The sequence below is a fragment of the Micromonospora sp. NPDC001898 genome, from assembly GCF_042891255.1.
Lineage (GTDB): Bacteria > Actinomycetota > Actinomycetes > Mycobacteriales > Micromonosporaceae > Micromonospora.
Genome location: NZ_JBIATC010000007.1, coordinates 117632 through 131527 on the forward strand (window position 1 = coordinate 117632; position 13896 = coordinate 131527).

General features: G+C 71.8%; 12 protein-coding genes. 3 read left to right on the forward strand and 9 right to left on the reverse strand.

Annotation, left to right across the window (positions count from 1 at the left end; genetic code table 11):
- The first annotated feature begins 33 nt into the window (after positions 1-33).
- A complete protein-coding gene (locus ACFYZF_RS18070) occupies positions 34-1254 on the forward strand; it encodes a sensor histidine kinase (protein ID WP_387021858.1) in 1221 nt (406 codons plus the stop codon).
- Positions 1251-1853 (forward strand): DNA-binding response regulator, encoded by a 603-nt coding sequence (locus tag ACFYZF_RS18075; RefSeq protein WP_387021861.1) that lies wholly within the window; start codon positions 1251-1253, stop codon positions 1851-1853. Before ACFYZF_RS18070 ends, ACFYZF_RS18075 begins: the two co-directional genes overlap by 4 nt.
- A 24-nt stretch (positions 1854-1877) precedes the next feature.
- Here ACFYZF_RS18075 and ACFYZF_RS18080 read toward each other — a convergent pair whose 3' ends face one another.
- Positions 1878-2555 (reverse strand): macro domain-containing protein, encoded by a 678-nt coding sequence (locus ACFYZF_RS18080; RefSeq protein ID WP_387021864.1) that lies wholly within the window; start codon positions 2553-2555, stop codon positions 1878-1880.
- A gap of 201 nt (positions 2556-2756) precedes the next feature.
- Here ACFYZF_RS18080 and ACFYZF_RS18085 point away from each other — a divergent pair, with 201 nt between their 5' ends.
- A complete protein-coding gene (locus ACFYZF_RS18085; protein ID WP_387021867.1) occupies positions 2757-4364 on the forward strand; it encodes an ADP-ribosyltransferase domain-containing protein in 1608 nt (535 codons plus the stop codon).
- Between the two features lie 338 nt (positions 4365-4702).
- On the opposite strand, the gene ACFYZF_RS18090 is transcribed toward ACFYZF_RS18085, so the two are convergent.
- The 8 genes from ACFYZF_RS18090 to pelF form a co-directional block, all read right to left on the reverse strand.
- A complete protein-coding gene (locus ACFYZF_RS18090) occupies positions 4703-5395 on the reverse strand; it encodes a hypothetical protein (protein ID WP_387021870.1) in 693 nt (230 codons plus the stop codon).
- A complete protein-coding gene (locus tag ACFYZF_RS18095) occupies positions 5395-6360 on the reverse strand; it encodes an NAD-dependent epimerase/dehydratase family protein (protein ID WP_387021873.1) in 966 nt (321 codons plus the stop codon). Before ACFYZF_RS18095 ends, ACFYZF_RS18090 begins: the two co-directional genes overlap by 1 nt.
- A complete protein-coding gene (locus ACFYZF_RS18100; RefSeq protein WP_387021875.1) occupies positions 6357-7703 on the reverse strand; it encodes a nucleotide sugar dehydrogenase in 1347 nt (448 codons plus the stop codon). Before ACFYZF_RS18100 ends, ACFYZF_RS18095 begins: the two co-directional genes overlap by 4 nt.
- A gap of 92 nt (positions 7704-7795) precedes the next feature.
- Positions 7796-8884: an endo alpha-1,4 polygalactosaminidase gene (locus tag ACFYZF_RS18105; protein ID WP_387021877.1), complete on the reverse strand. Its 1089-nt coding sequence runs from the start codon at positions 8882-8884 to the stop codon at positions 7796-7798.
- Positions 8881-9777, reverse strand: a complete 897-nt coding sequence (locus tag ACFYZF_RS18110; RefSeq protein WP_387021879.1) for an NAD-dependent epimerase/dehydratase family protein — start codon at positions 9775-9777, stop codon at positions 8881-8883. Before ACFYZF_RS18110 ends, ACFYZF_RS18105 begins: the two co-directional genes overlap by 4 nt.
- Positions 9774-10577, reverse strand: a complete 804-nt coding sequence (locus ACFYZF_RS18115; RefSeq protein ID WP_387022170.1) for a sugar phosphate nucleotidyltransferase — start codon at positions 10575-10577, stop codon at positions 9774-9776. Before ACFYZF_RS18115 ends, ACFYZF_RS18110 begins: the two co-directional genes overlap by 4 nt.
- 37 nt (positions 10578-10614) lie before the next feature.
- On the reverse strand, positions 10615-12144 hold the full coding sequence (locus ACFYZF_RS18120; protein ID WP_387021881.1) for a hypothetical protein: 1530 nt from the start codon (positions 12142-12144) through the stop codon (positions 10615-10617).
- The gene (pelF, locus tag ACFYZF_RS18125) at positions 12141-13862 is read right to left on the reverse strand and encodes a GT4 family glycosyltransferase PelF (RefSeq protein WP_387021883.1); all 1722 of its coding nucleotides are present in this window, start codon (positions 13860-13862) and stop codon (positions 12141-12143) included. Before pelF ends, ACFYZF_RS18120 begins: the two co-directional genes overlap by 4 nt.
- Between the last annotated feature and the right edge of the window lie 34 nt (positions 13863-13896).

Genomic DNA, 13896 nt, shown 5'->3' on the forward strand with positions numbered 1-13896 from the left:
GCATGTGGGGGCGTGGGTTCGTCACGAGATCTCATGACACCTGTCACGCCGGTCGACTGCGACAATGGCCGCGTGGTGGACGAGGCGATCGAGCGCGGGACGGGGCTCACGGGCTTTCGCCGGTACACCTGGTGGACGCTGACCGGGGCCGTGGTGAGCGTGCTGGTCTTCCTCACCGGCGACTGGCTGCTGGGTGGGGGCGTGCCGGCCTGGGCGCGCGGCGTCGGCGGCGCCGCGCTCGCCGTCACCGTCGTCGCGAGCGTGGTGCTGCTCAACCGACGGTTGGTGCCGCTGCCCGGGGCGGCGGTGCGGGGCCGGCCCGCCGGATGGCTGATCGCCGGAGGCGCGGGCGCCACGGTGCTGGGCGCGGTTCAGCTCGCCTTCCGGGAGTACGGGCTGTGGGCGGTGGCCCCGGCGATGGTGGTGGCGATCGGCGCGGCGTTCCTGTCGGCGCGGGGCCGGCGGGCGCTCGTCGCGGGCGCGGTGGCGGTCGCCCCGGTGCCCGGCACGCTGGTCTGCCTGCGCTCCGGCGAGGGTGACCTGCTCTACGCGGCGGCGTTCCCGCTGGGTCTCACGGCCTTCACCGCCTGGACGACGCTGGGCCCGTTGTGGGCGTGGGACGTCGCGGGACGGCTGCACCAGGCCCGGCGGCTCGCCGGTGAGCTGGCGGTCAAGGACGAACGACTGCGGTTCGCCGCCGACCTGCACGACATCCAGGGCCACCACCTTCAGGTGATCGCGGTGAAGAGCGAGTTGGCGGCGCGGCTGGCCGAGGTCGACCCGGCCCGGGCCGCCGCCGAGATGAGGGAGGTGCGGCGGCTGTCCACCGACGCGCTGCAGGAGACCCGCGCCCTGGTGCAGGGCTACCGCCGCACCACGCTGGAAGAGGAGATATCCAACGCGACCCGGGTGCTCGCCGCCGCCGACATCGACGCGCGGATGGAGCTGCGGCCGGCCGCCGCGAGCCTGTCCGCGTCCGGCCGGCACCTGCTCGGATTGGTGATGCGCGAGGCCACGACCAATGTCCTGCGCCACAGCCGCGCCGCGCGGGCCGACGTCGAGTACCGGGTCGACGGCGGCCGGGCCCACCTGCGGGTGAGCAACGACGGCGCGATGGAGGTGCCCGGCGCGGGCGCCGGCTCCGGGCTGGCCACGCTCGCCGAACGGCTGACCGCGGCCGGCGGCGATCTGACCTGGCGGCACGACGGGGACCGTTTCGTCGTCGCGGCGAGGCTGCCGGTGGGGGCGGCATGATCCGCCTGCTGCTCGCCGACGACGAGGAAATGCTCCGTGGCGCCCTGGCGGCGCTGCTCGGGCTGGAGGCCGACATCACCGTCGTGGCCGAGGCGTCGACCTCCACGGACGCCACGCGCCTGGCTCTGGAGCACCGGCCCGACATCGCCGTACTGGACCTGGAGATGCCGCCGACCGACGGGCTGCGCGCCGCCGAGGAGATCCGGGCCCTGCTGCCCACCCGGGTCGTGCTGGTCACCCGGCATGCCCGGCCGGCCGTGCTGCGCCGGGCGTTGTCCGCCGGGGTGAGCGGCTTCGTGCCGAAGAGCACAGCGGCCACCCGGCTCGCGGAGATCGTCCGCGACGTCGCGGCCGGCCGGCGGTACGTCGACCCGGAGATCGCCGCGTCCGCCCTCACCGAGGACGCGTGCCCGCTGACCGAGCGCGAACTGGAGATGCTGCGCGCGTCCCGGACCGGGGCGTCGGTCAACGAGATCGCCGCGCACGTTCACCTCGCCCCGGGCACCGTCCGCAACTACCTGTCCGCGGCCATGACCAAGCTCGGCGTCAGCTCGCGGCACGCGGCCGCGCATCGCGCGTGGGAGGAGGGCTGGATCTAGCCGGGTCCGTCGGGGTTCACCGCGTCATCGGTGAGAGTCGGGAGCCGTGGGGGGCGTCACCCGTACCCGCTCCTCCTCGGGACGGCTCTCGATGCCGTCGAGCTGCGTACAGATGGTCCTCCGCAGGTCGTCGTAGTCCCGGAAGTGGTAGTCGTTGAACAGGGTGTAGCCGGTCCACATCAGATTGGCGCACACCCGCGGCACCACCCGGCCCGTCGCCGCGCCCATGCCGACCAGCGCCACCGACCTGATGCTGCCCGGCTCCTTCTCGTTCTGCATGTGGATTGCCTGGAACGCGGCGGCGCACGCCAGCGCCACGTTCAACGTCTCGCTCACGTCCTGCACCGACTGCTCCATCGTCGGCGTCGAGATCAGGAACTTCGGGTTGGTCGCCCCGGACGGCACGCACACGGCACTTCCCACCGGCAGCGCCCCGCCGAACTGGTCGCGGATCGCGCGCTGGACGCGTAGCTGGATCCCCGCACCGAGGTGCCGCTTAATGACCGCATCGACCCCGCCGTCCATCCGGCCTGCCGAGTTGGTCGGGCTGACCCAGGCGTCGGCGTGCTGGCTGGTGATCGACCCCTTGTGGATCTCGACCTCGGGGGTGTCGGCGAACGCCGCCCGCCACGCCTGCACCACCTTGGCGTTGACGTCCTTCAGCACCACCTTGAGCAGCGGCTTTTCAAGATCGGCAGTCATGGCTCGCTCCGATGGCGGGAAGGGGGGTGTCCGACGTAGATCAAGATACCGCGCCGGGCGACGCACAAGTGTCGGGTGGAACGCCGGCGGGGGCTGTCCTGCTTCCCGGCATCGCATCTGTCGCACTCTCGCGGCACAATCCCTCCGCACCTTGATCACCCGTGCCCTCACCGCCACGGGTCGCCACCTCAGGAGCCCACGATGAGCGACGCCGACGCCCCCGACCCGACCGATCCGCTGGCCCTCGCCGAGCTCTTCAAGGGCGGCGGCGAGCCGTGGCTGCCGCTCCTGAAACCGGTCATCGAGGCGCAGCCGGCCGCGGCCACGTTCATCGGCCCGGGCCGCGCCCCGAAGGTCGTACCCGTCCGGGAACTGACCTTCCAGGCGCTCAAGCCCAACCCGCCGCACAAGTGGAAGGTCGTCGTATTCGGCCAGAACCCGTACCCACGGCCCGAGAGTGCCACCGGCATCGCCATGTTCGACAACACCTTCCACGACTGGGCCGACAGCCAGTTCGGCAGGGTCGTCACCATTCGCTGCATCATCAAGGCCGCGGCGATGTGGAAGCACGGCATCCCCAAGAGGACGCCGATCGGGGACATTCGCGCCCTGCTGGAGGAACACGACACCGTGCAGCCGCCGGAGTGGTTCCAGGCGATGCTCACGCAGGGCGTGTTGCTTCTGAACGCGGCACTCACCGCGAGCAGCGACGGCGCGATGTCCACCGGCCAGCACACTGCCTTCTGGCAACCGGTCGTCGAGAAGCTCGTCGAGGAGATCCTGAGGGCCAAGCAGCACGCCGACGAAGAAGACCGGGGCGTGGTGTTCGCGTGGTGGGGGGCGCACGCCCGCAACCTGAAGAAGATCGTGCTCCAGCTCGAGAAGAAGTACCCCGAGGTGGAGGTCCGGCACATCGACCACCCCAACCCCGCGGCCCAGGGTGACATCTTCTGCGACGGGAACCACTTCGCCGACGTGAACGCGGCCCTCAGGACGCTGGGGGCCGAGGAGATCGACTGGCTGCCCAGCAAGGGGTGGAGCACGCTGACCGGGCAGGCCGGCGGCACGGACGCGGGCATGGCCGACCGGATGGGGGCGTTCATCGCCTCCACGATGGAGCTTCACAAGCTCTACCTTGAGCGGCTCGCCGGCGTCAAGGACGAGGGGCTCGTACTTCCCGCGATCACCGGCGTGTACGACACCCCCCTCATGGACTTCCGCGAGGCCGCCGCACCGGTGGCCAAGCTGCTGTCGGGGCTCGACCGGCACGTGGAGCAGTCGCGCCAGTTCGGCGAGACGCGGGTGGACGGCGGGGCCGACGGCCTGTCCGTCGACGAGGTCGCCGCCCTCTACCTGTACACCTGCGAGTCGGCGTTCTATCGGCAGATCAACGCCACCCTGCGCAACCCGGACCGCAGCCAGATCCTCCCGTACCTGCCGTACCTGCGGCTGTTGTTCTCGGCGGTGTCGCGGCTTCCGGCCCGCAGGGAGCCGCTGTGGCGCGGGGTGTCACTGGACCTGCGGGCGCAGTATCCGCTCGGCCGGACCGTGACGTGGTGGGGCGTGTCCTCGTGCACGTCGAAGCTCAGCGTGGCCCAGGCGTTCCTCGGCGGCCGCGGCAAGCGGACGCTCTTCGAGGTGCTTCCCGTGCGGGCGGTGGGCATCCGCAGGTTCTCCGCGTTCACCGGCGAGGAGGAGTTCATCCTCGCCCCCGGCACGCAGCTCGAGGTGACCGACGTGCGGGCCGAACGCAACGGCCTGTGCACCGTGCGGCTGGCCGAACTGGCCGAGCAGCACCTGGTGGCGTGAGCAGGCACGGTCGGAGCGTCGCGTGCGGTCGGCGAGCGCGGCTGATGTCGTATCCGACTCAGCTCCATCGGCACCGGGAGGCGTACCTGCGGTGCAGCGGCGCCCACGCCCGGGCCCCAGACCTCGGTGGCGACAGCGGGCGGCACCGACCGCGACGCCCCCCGCACCGAGTGGGCATTGACCGCGGCGCGCGTGCGCCTCACGCACAGCCCGACGCGTACGCGGCCGAGAGAGCGACGGGAGCCCGGCCCTCGCCGGGCTGGAGCCGGGCGCGCGGTTGGGAGCAACTCGCGCGGCCCGGCCCCGGCCCGGCGGGGAGGGTGCGAACGGTCAGGCGGTCAGGTCTGGGACAGTGCGCGGTCGCTGACGAAGGACTGGAGACCGAACTGGCGGGCCCGGCGTTCGGCGAACTCGGTCAACCCCTGGCTGTCGGCGTAGTCGAGGCTGTACAGGTCCAGTTCCAGCTGTAGCAGTTGCTCAGCGATCTGGGCGTGGAACTCCAGCACGTCGGGCGGCCACGGGGCGTAGCCGTCGTCGGTCCATCGGGCCGTGAACGACTCGAAGACGATGCCGTCGACGATCTCGGCCAGCCGAGGAAGCATGCCGAAGCCCCGGTTGGCCAGCAGGTACGCGGGCTTGGCTTCCTCCCGTACCGCAGCGACCAGGGTGAGCAGGTGTGGCACGTCCTCGGGATAGGTCAGCTCGACATTGAGCGTGTCCAGAAAGAGCCCCGCGTAGCCCTGGGCGATCGCCTTCTTCGCCGCACCGACCACGTGCGCCACCCAGAGCGGGTGGCCGACCTGGACGAATGCTCCACCCCAGTCCGGGTTGCGTTCCTGGCGCTGCCAGGGCGCGGGCGGGCCCTGGTCCTCCGACAGCGACAGGTAGGCGAGCGTCTGCACGTCCTGCTCCGCGAGGTATCGCAGCTCGGCGGGTTGGTAGAAGTCCGGCTGCAGGACCACGCGCACATACCCGGCGAGGCGGTCCAGATGCCCGTCGCCGTAGTAGAAACAGATGGGACGCCGGATCATCACGGCCACCCGTGCTCTCGGTACCAGGAGAAGGTGGTGCGCACGCCCTCCTCCAGGCTGACGGTCGGCTCGTAGCCCGTCAGCTCCCGTAGCCGGGACAGGTCCGGGCAGCGGCGGGCGACCGAGCCGGGCGGCGCGGTCTCGGGCTCGATCGCGGGGCTCACCCCGGCCACGCGTAGGACCAGCTTGGCGAGGTCCCCGATGTTGGTCTCCTCGCGGTCGTTGCCGATGTGCACGATCTGACCCGCGGCGGCCGGGGCGGCCATCAGCCGCAGCATGGCCTCGACGGCGTCGTCCACATGGCAGAACGCCCGGTACTGGTCGGCGCCGGGCACCGGGAACGGGTCGGCTCCCCGCAGGGCGCGCAGGGACATCTCCGGAATGACGTGGTCGGCGCCCATCCGTGGTCCGTACACGTTGTGGAAGCGGCCCACCACGGTCTCGAAGCCGCGGGCCCGGGCCGTGTGCAGGAGGGCGGCCTCACCGAGCAGTTTGCTGGCCGCGTACGCGAAGCGGGGCGCCGAGATGTCGGAGATCATCGTCGGCACGGTCTCAGGCGTCGGCACCGGTACCACCCCGGCCGTCACGCCCCCGGCGTAGACCTCGCTGGTGGAGGCGAAGAAGACCCGCTCGCCAGGGGCCACCCAGTCGAGCAGGTGCATCGCGGAAAGGGTGTTGACCCGGACCACCCGGGCCGGATCCTGCTCCACGTTACGGACCCCGACGACGGCGGCGAGCAGGTAGATCTGGTCCCAGCCCGTCGGTAGAGCGGCCCAGGTGTCCGGGGCGGTCAGGTCTCCGGAGACCACCCGCACCGCCGGGTCGCTCCGCAGGCGGTCGAGGTCGGCGTCGTCACGGCCGCGGGAGAAGTCGTCCACGATCGTCACCTGGTGGCCGTCGGAGACGAGGCGGCGGGCGAGGTGCAGGCCGATGAAGCCGGCCCCGCCGAGCAGAAGCGCCCTCATGCCGGCACCACCTGCGCGGCCGGTGCGGCCGACCCGGATGCGACGGGGGCGGGCGGCAGGTAGCCGAGGCCCGCGTAGCGGACCCCGGCGGCCATGACCGCGTCGGAGTCGAGCACCCGCCACGAGTCGTAGATGAACGCCGGCCGCGCGGCGCCGAGCACCTCCGGGACCTGGATCGCCCGGTAGTCCGGGTGGTCGTTGATGATCAGGACGGCGTCCGCCTCGGTGAACGCCTTGTCCAGGCTGACCGGTTCGCCCCCGTACTGCCGGATCACGTCGTCGGTGACCATCGGGTCGTGACCGAGGACGGTGACGCCGGCGGCGGAGAAGACCCGCATCATGGTGGCGATCGGGGTGCCGCGCATGTCGTCGGTGGCCGGCCAGCCCTTGTACGCCCAGCCGAGCACCGCCAGGCGCGCACCGAGGCTGCGGCCACGCGCCTCGATCAGCATCCGGACCACGGTCTCACCGACGTGGATCGGCAGGTACTCGTTGAGTTGGCGGGCCTTGCCGACGAGGAAGGGCCGGCGGTCACCCGCGCTGTCGATCATGATGTACGGATCCTTGGAGAGGCAGCCACCCCCGACGTACCCGGGCTTGGCGAGGTCGGGGCGCGGGTAGTCGACGTTCGCCGCGTTGATCACCTCAAGGGGGTCGAGGCCGTGCCGCTCGGCGATCAGCGCGATCTCGTTGCCGAAGGAGTAGATCAGGTCGGTGTGGCAGTTGTTCGAGAGCTTCACCAGCTCGGCGGTCTCCAGTCCGGACACCGGGACGACGGCCCGCACCAGTCCGTTGAAGAACTCGATCCCGGCGGCGAGGCTCTCGGCGTCCAGGCCGCCGATCACCTGCGGCAGCTCGACGAGTTCACGCAGCGCCTGGCCCTGGATGGTCCGTTCCGGCGCCATCACCAGCCGGACCTGCTCGCCCCAGGCGGCCTGGAGTTCCGGCAACACCACCCGGCGGCTCGTGCCGACCGGCACCGTGCTGCGGACCACCACCAGGGTGTCCGGGCGGCAACTGGCGGCGACGACCCGGGCGGCGGCGGCCAGGTTCGCCAGATTGGGACGCTGGGTGATGTTGTCGACCGGCGTCGACACGCTGATCACCGCCACGTCGACGGTGTCCTTCGGCAGGTCGGCGCCCACATGGATGTTCTTGCCGAGGTGGGCGGCGAAGACGTCCTCGATGCCGGGCTCGAAGATGTGCGGCCGGCCGCGGGAGAGCGACTCCAGCACCGCCGGTGACACGTCTGCGCCGTACACCGTGAAGCCCTTGTCGGCGAGGGCGGCGGTGAGGGTGAGCCCCACGTAGCCCAGGCCGACGACCCCGATCTTTGTGCTCATTCGTTTTGTCCCTTTCGTTTCATGTGACGTGATTGAGGCGAGGTCCGCTGCTCGGACCTCCCGTCGCGGGGGCCCGGCCGTCCGCGACGCACTCAGCCGCAGCGGGCGGTGAGCCGATCGAGAGCCCGGACGGTGACCGTGCCGGCGAACCGTTCCGCGCGGTAGCGGCGGCAGGCCCCGCGTACGTGGTCGGCGCGCACGGCGTAGTCGACCGCGAGCACGAACTTGCCGGCATCGCGCAGCGCCCGGGTGTGCGCCAGGTTCTCCGCGCACCAGCTCTGGGTGCACGGCTCGTCCGTGGCGAGGTAGAAGAGCTCCTCCATCGCGATGCCGTCGACGGCGGCGGTGTAACCCGACTGCTCGCGCAGCTCGGGAGAGTTCTGTGGAACGATCAGGAAGCCGGGCCGCTTGGCCTTGGCGTACTCGCTGATCCTGACGATCAGGGCGGCCATCTCGGCACCGAGCCGCGCGCGGTCGCGGCCCTGGGTGGCAGCCAGGGAGATCTCCTCGTACGCCAGCGGTGTGTCCAGGTAGACCCCGTCGAAGCCGGCGCGCAGCGCCTGATCGACCCGGGCCCGCACGACCCGCTCCCACCAGCGGGGGTCCCAGTAGCGGACGAAGTACTCGCCGGGCCAGTCCGTCCACTCGTTGGCCAGCAGGTCCGGGGCATCGCGGCGGATCACCGGGTACTCCGGGCGGAAGTTCTCGATGCTGCCGATCTCGAAGTACGCCAGCACCCGCTTGCCGCTGCGGCGCAGCGCGCCGATCTCGGCAGCGGTGAAGTAGCCGGTGTGCCCGTCCCGGGTCAGGTCGACGACGGCGAGCTGATACCGGCCCCGGGTCAGCGCGTCGAGCCGGCCGTCGGCGTACCCCTGTAGCTGGTACGCCCAGTCGCGGATCGTCCCGGGCGACGTGGTGGCGACACCACCGGGTACGGCGGTGGCCGGGTCGATCGGCCGCGCCGTGGACGGGGAAACGTCGGCCGGACCTGGGACCGGACTGCCTGAACTGACCGGACTGACCGGTGCGGTGCTGGCGCCGGGTGGCGGCGCCGACACCGGTCCGCTGCCCGGCCGACGGCCGACGAACCCCCACATCGCGGTCGCCACCAGCACGGTCAGCCCGGCGAGGGCGGCCACGAGGAGCCGCCGGTTCCCGCCGACCGGGAACCGACGGCTCACCGCGTCTCCCCGGCGGCCCAGATGTCCTTGATCGATGTCGCCAGGTCGCGCACCGGCGACCAACCCAGCTCGTGGTCCGCCCGGTTGACGTCGGCCCGGATCCAGTTGACCGCCATCGAGCGCTGCGGCCCGGTACCGGCCTCACGGATCCGGCCACGGTAGCCCGCCGTGCCGGCCAGCAGCTCGACCGCCTCCCGCGCGGCGACCGCCCGGCCGCTGCCCGCGTTGAAGACCCGGTGCCGTAGCTCGGGCGCGAGCACCGCCGCGACGATCAGCGCGGCGAGATCCCGCACGTCGACGAAGTCCCGGTACGCCGAGAGCGGCCCCAGGGTGATCTCCGCAGCGCCGTCGGCCAGTGCGCCACGGATGCGCGCCGCCGCACGGCCGAGCAGGTTCTCCTCCGACATGCCGGGGCCGATCGGGTTGAAGACCCGCAGCGAAACCGCGTCGGCCTGCCCGGACTCGCCGGCGAGCTGGAACAGCCGGGTACCGGCCAGGTGGCTGACGCCGTACGCGCTGACCGGCTGCGCCGGCTCCTCCTCGGTGACCGAGGCACGATCCGGCACCGGGCCGTACTCGCCGGCCGAACCGAGCCGGACCAGTCGGGCCTGCGGCGCCGCGGCGGCGGTCGCCTCCAGCAGTTTCGCCGCGACCAGCGTATTCGCCGTGACCAGTTGTGCGGCGGAGCCGGTGAGGGCGCCCACGCAGTTGACCACCGCGTCCGGGGCGACCTCGCGCAGGATCGCCGCGAGGGCGTCCGGTTCGCCGTCGAGCAGGTCGAAGGTCGCCCGGCCCGGGCAGATCACCTCGGTCACCCTCGGGTCCGACTCCAGGGCGGCGCGCGCGTGCCCGCCGATGAAGCCGGACGCTCCGAAGAGCAGCACCCGCGTCACGTCAACTCTCCGGCTCGCACGACGGCCGACAGGTCCGCGACGGCCAGCGGGTCGCCGGCGGCCGTCCCCTCACCGAGGGCCACCCCCAGCGGCTTCGGGTGGCCGGGCAACAGGATCGGCTTGAGCTGTGGGAACGAGCGGTTCGCCTCGTCGTAGTCCTCCGGCCGGCCGATGTCCAGCCAGAACCCGTCGAACGGGTACGTCACCGGGGGGTCGTCGCCCGCGAGCAGGTCCAGCACCAGCTGGTCGAAGCCGAGGGCGAGCCCCGCCGGGTAGGGATCGAGCGTCTTGCGCGACATCCCGTACACGCCCATGCTGACCGGGTAGCGCAGCGCCGGCTTCTCCCGGAACCCGACGATCCGCCCGGCGTCCACGTCCAGCACGCCGAAGTCGATCTGGTGCACCCGCTCGGAGGTCGCCAACGTCAGTACCGCGCCGGAGAGTTTGTGGGTGCGGAGCAGGTCGCCGTAGTCCAGGTCGGTGAGGATGTCACCGTTCATGACCAGGAACTCGTCGGGCAGCCTGTCCTTCAGCCCGAACAACGGGCCGACCGTGGAGAGCGGTTGGTCCTCCTCGACGTAGTCGATGACGAGCCCCCACCGGCGGCCGTCCCCGACGAAGGCCCGGATCAACGGGCCGAGGTGGTTGATCGCCAGGGTCACCGAGGTGAACCCGCGCGACGCGAGCTGGTCGAGCACTATCTGCAGGATCGAGTGGCTGTCGCCGATCGGCATCAGGGGCTTCGGCAGCGCCGTCGTATACGGCCGTAACCGCACCCCTTTACCGCCGGCAAGGATCACCGCGTGCAACCGGACCTCCCCAAGGGCCTCGAGTGGACTATCGGTAGTGCCGGACCTGCCCGATCACCGGAACCAGACCGAGCGCGAACAGGGCCTGGAGCAGCACGACGCTGCCCAGGTAGAGCGAGGTGTCGGCGAGCGCGCGGCCGTCCTGCCCGAACAGCGGCGCGACGCCGAGCAGAGCGCCGACCCCGGTGTGCAGCACGATCCCGACCGCCATGGACAGGCACAGCCAGCCGTACCGGCCCCGGCCGACCAGGAGGAAGGCCAGGTAGTAGGCGCCGGCAAGTGCCACATGCGCGGCCGTCATCACGACCCCGGCGGCCGAGAGCATGCCCGCGTGGAACAGCCCGGCCAGTAACGCCGCCCCCAGCGCCGCCGGCACCGCGAGGCATGCAGCGACCTCCCGGCCGATCATGCGCCAGACCCCGGCGACGAAACCGTGCGGTTCGCGGGTGTGCCGGGCCAGTGCGACCGCGTTCGCCCAGAACCGGCTGGTCCGCCATTCCACGAACCCCATGGACAGGATCAGTGGTACCGCCGCTGCCGCGATGTCCAACCGGCCCAGCAGGTACGGTGCCTGCGCGTGGAAGAGCAGCGCCGCCGAACAGAGCCCGTAGCCGGCGACGCCGAGCAGCGCGGGCGCCTCCGGCCAGAGCGGATCCCGTGCTGCCGGTTCCTCGGCCCGGGCCGCGGTCTGGGCTACCCAGAGCGCCGCGGCGAGGGTCGCCAGCACGCCGACAGCCGCTGCGCCCACGGCCCACCGTTGCTGCGTCGTGCCGCCGGACACCAGGTAGATCCCGCCGAACAGGAAGGCCGGGATCATCGCCAGGGCCAGCCACAACTCGCGCCGGTAGAAGATCAGTAGCGTGCTGGCCAGCTGGTACGCCAGTTGGAGGACCATCATCGTGGCGAGCGACAGGCCGCCGTACGGCAGCACCGCGCCGCCGGCCACCGCGCCGAGCAGGGGCGCGGTCAGCGCGGCTGTCCGCAGTAGCCGGCTCGCCGAGCGTGGCCGGCCGAGGCCGAGCAGGCGGTACGCCGAGTAGGCGATCACGCCCGAGTAGATCCAGCCGAGCGTCCCGGCGAGGATCATCCCGAGCACCAGACCCGGTCGCCCCACGACCGCCAGCACGGCCGGGAACGCGGCACTCGGCAGCACGTAGAGCAGGCCGTGCGAGATCGTTCGCAGGTCGCCCCAGCGGCCCCGGCCGGTCGCCGGCGAGGTGCGTGCCTCGTCCACGAGCGGCGAGGTCGGCCCCATCCGCCGGAACACCTCGGAGGCGAGCACGAAGACGTCGCTGTAGCCGTACTCGACCTGGGCGGCCCGGTCGGTGTGCCCGTCGGCCTCCAGGGCGGCGGCGACCTGTAGCGCGTCGACGACGCGGGTAAGTTGGGGCCGGACCCGCTCGACCAGGTCGTCGACCGGATCGGTGGAGATCCTGGGCAGCAGGATCGTGCGTTCGGGCTCGTCCGCCCGATCGGCGCCGCGCGCCGCTCCGGTGGTCATCGTGACGCCGGGCCGCCACAGCGGGTCGGTGGCGTCAGCGTCCCTGAGGAAGGTCATCGCCGGCCGCCGGTGGGGCGCAGTATCCCGACCGTCGACTCGCCGTCCGAGTGCGCCACCGCCGGGCGCACCGGCGGACATCCGGACGAATTCGGGTCGCGACGCGGCGGGTACGCGGTGGATCCGTACTCTTCGGGTCCACGCTGTCGGGGTATCCGGGCAGGGACGGGCGCCACCCCGGGCCGGATCTTGCGGTCCGGGACTTTGACCCAGCCCTGCGCCTGGCCGCGCAGGTGCCGCGGCGGTGCGGACACCGTCCGTGGCGCGGCGAGCCCTTCGTAGATGTTGCGGTACGCCTGCAACGAGCGCTGCAGGGTGAACTTCTCCAGGACCCGGGCCCGGGCGACCGCACCGAGCCGCAGCCGCAGGTCCCGGTCCCGCAGCATCCGCACGCAGGCGTCGGCGACGCCGGCGACGTCCCGCGGCGCGACGACGAAGCCGGTGTCACCGACCGCCTCGGCGACGCCGCCGACGTTGGTGCACACGGTCGGACGCCCGCACGCCATCGCCTCCACCACCGTGTACGGGAAGCCCTCGGAGATGCTGGTCAGCGCGACCAGGCTGCCGGCGTGGTAGGCCTCGACCGCGTTGCCGACCCGGCCCTCCAGCGTGGCGTGCCCGGTCAGTCCGAGTTCGTCGATCAGTGCCTGGCAGCTGGCGTGGTAGACCTGGTTGGCGACCGGCGTCCCACCGAAGATGCGCAGCCGGGCGGTCGGGATCTCCGCGCGGACCAGCGCGTACGCCCGGATCAGGGTGTGCAGGTCCTTGAGCGGGTCGATGCGGCCCATGAACGAGATGGTCGGCACGTCCGGTTCACCGACCGCCGGAGGGAACTCGTCCGGGTCGACGCCGTTGTACATCGTCCACATCCGCTCGGGGTCGGCTCCGTTGTGCAACTGCCAGCGCCGGTTGTACTGCGAGTGCGGCGCCAGCGCGCCGGTGATCAGATATGCCGCACCGGCGAGTGAGCGGAAGAAGCTCAGCACCAGCACCCGTACCGGATGCGGTGCGCTGTCATTCAGGTACGAGATGTACCGCTCGCGCAGATATATGCCGTGTTCCGAGAGGACCAGCGGGGTGCCGTAGGCCCACGTCGCAGCCATGCCGACGAGCGTGGCGAGGCCGTTCATCGACGAGTGCACGATGTCGGCGCGCACCGGCGGCGCGCTCAGCGGTCGCATCATGTGCGAGATGAGCCAGGCCGCCTCCAGCGCGTCGGCGACGCTGGGCGCGGGCCCGGTCTCGTCGACCCGGAGGGTGTGCCAGGCTTCCAGCATCATCCTCAGGGCCTCGTTGGAGAGCAGGCCCGCGCTCAGGTCGCCACCGCCGGCGGCGTACTCGAACATGCCGCGCAAGGCGAGCAGGAAGGTGCTCCGGTTGACTGAGCCAGCCTGGGAACGGGTCGACTCCAGCGGGGTGACCAGCGCCCGCAGGAACACCTCGTAGGACTCGAGGAATTCCGCGCCGGGCCGTCCGGACGGGACCAGCACCCCCCGCTGGGGGCGGCGGCCTGGCGGCCGTCCGCCCCACAACGGGATCGAGTGCACCCGGTCAAGGTTCGCCGGCCTGTCGAACACCGGTTCCTCGGTACCGTCCACGGTGAGCGCCACGACCTCCCACCGGTAGTCCGGCATCCCCCGGATGAGCTGCTCGCACCAGATGCTCACGCCGCCCATCGCGTAGGGGTAGGTGCCCTCCGAGACCAGAGCGATCCTCACCAGTTACTCCCGTTCACCTTCGCGTTACTGCTTG

Excerpts from the sequence above, each read along its gene's own strand:
- ACFYZF_RS18070 (WP_387021858.1), top strand. The coding sequence starts at position 34 with ATGACACCTGTCACGCCGGTCGACTGCGACAATGGCCGCGTGGTGGAC.
- ACFYZF_RS18075 (WP_387021861.1), top strand. The coding sequence starts at position 1,251 with ATGATCCGCCTGCTGCTCGCCGACGACGAGGAAATGCTCCGTGGCGCC.
- ACFYZF_RS18080 (WP_387021864.1), bottom strand. The coding sequence starts at position 2,555 with ATGACTGCCGATCTTGAAAAGCCGCTGCTCAAGGTGGTGCTGAAGGAC.
- ACFYZF_RS18085 (WP_387021867.1), top strand. The coding sequence starts at position 2,757 with ATGAGCGACGCCGACGCCCCCGACCCGACCGATCCGCTGGCCCTCGCC.
- ACFYZF_RS18090 (WP_387021870.1), bottom strand. The coding sequence starts at position 5,395 with ATGATCCGGCGTCCCATCTGTTTCTACTACGGCGACGGGCATCTGGAC.
- ACFYZF_RS18095 (WP_387021873.1), bottom strand. The coding sequence starts at position 6,360 with ATGAGGGCGCTTCTGCTCGGCGGGGCCGGCTTCATCGGCCTGCACCTC.
- ACFYZF_RS18100 (WP_387021875.1), bottom strand. The coding sequence starts at position 7,703 with ATGAGCACAAAGATCGGGGTCGTCGGCCTGGGCTACGTGGGGCTCACC.
- ACFYZF_RS18120 (WP_387021881.1), bottom strand. The coding sequence starts at position 12,144 with ATGACCTTCCTCAGGGACGCTGACGCCACCGACCCGCTGTGGCGGCCC.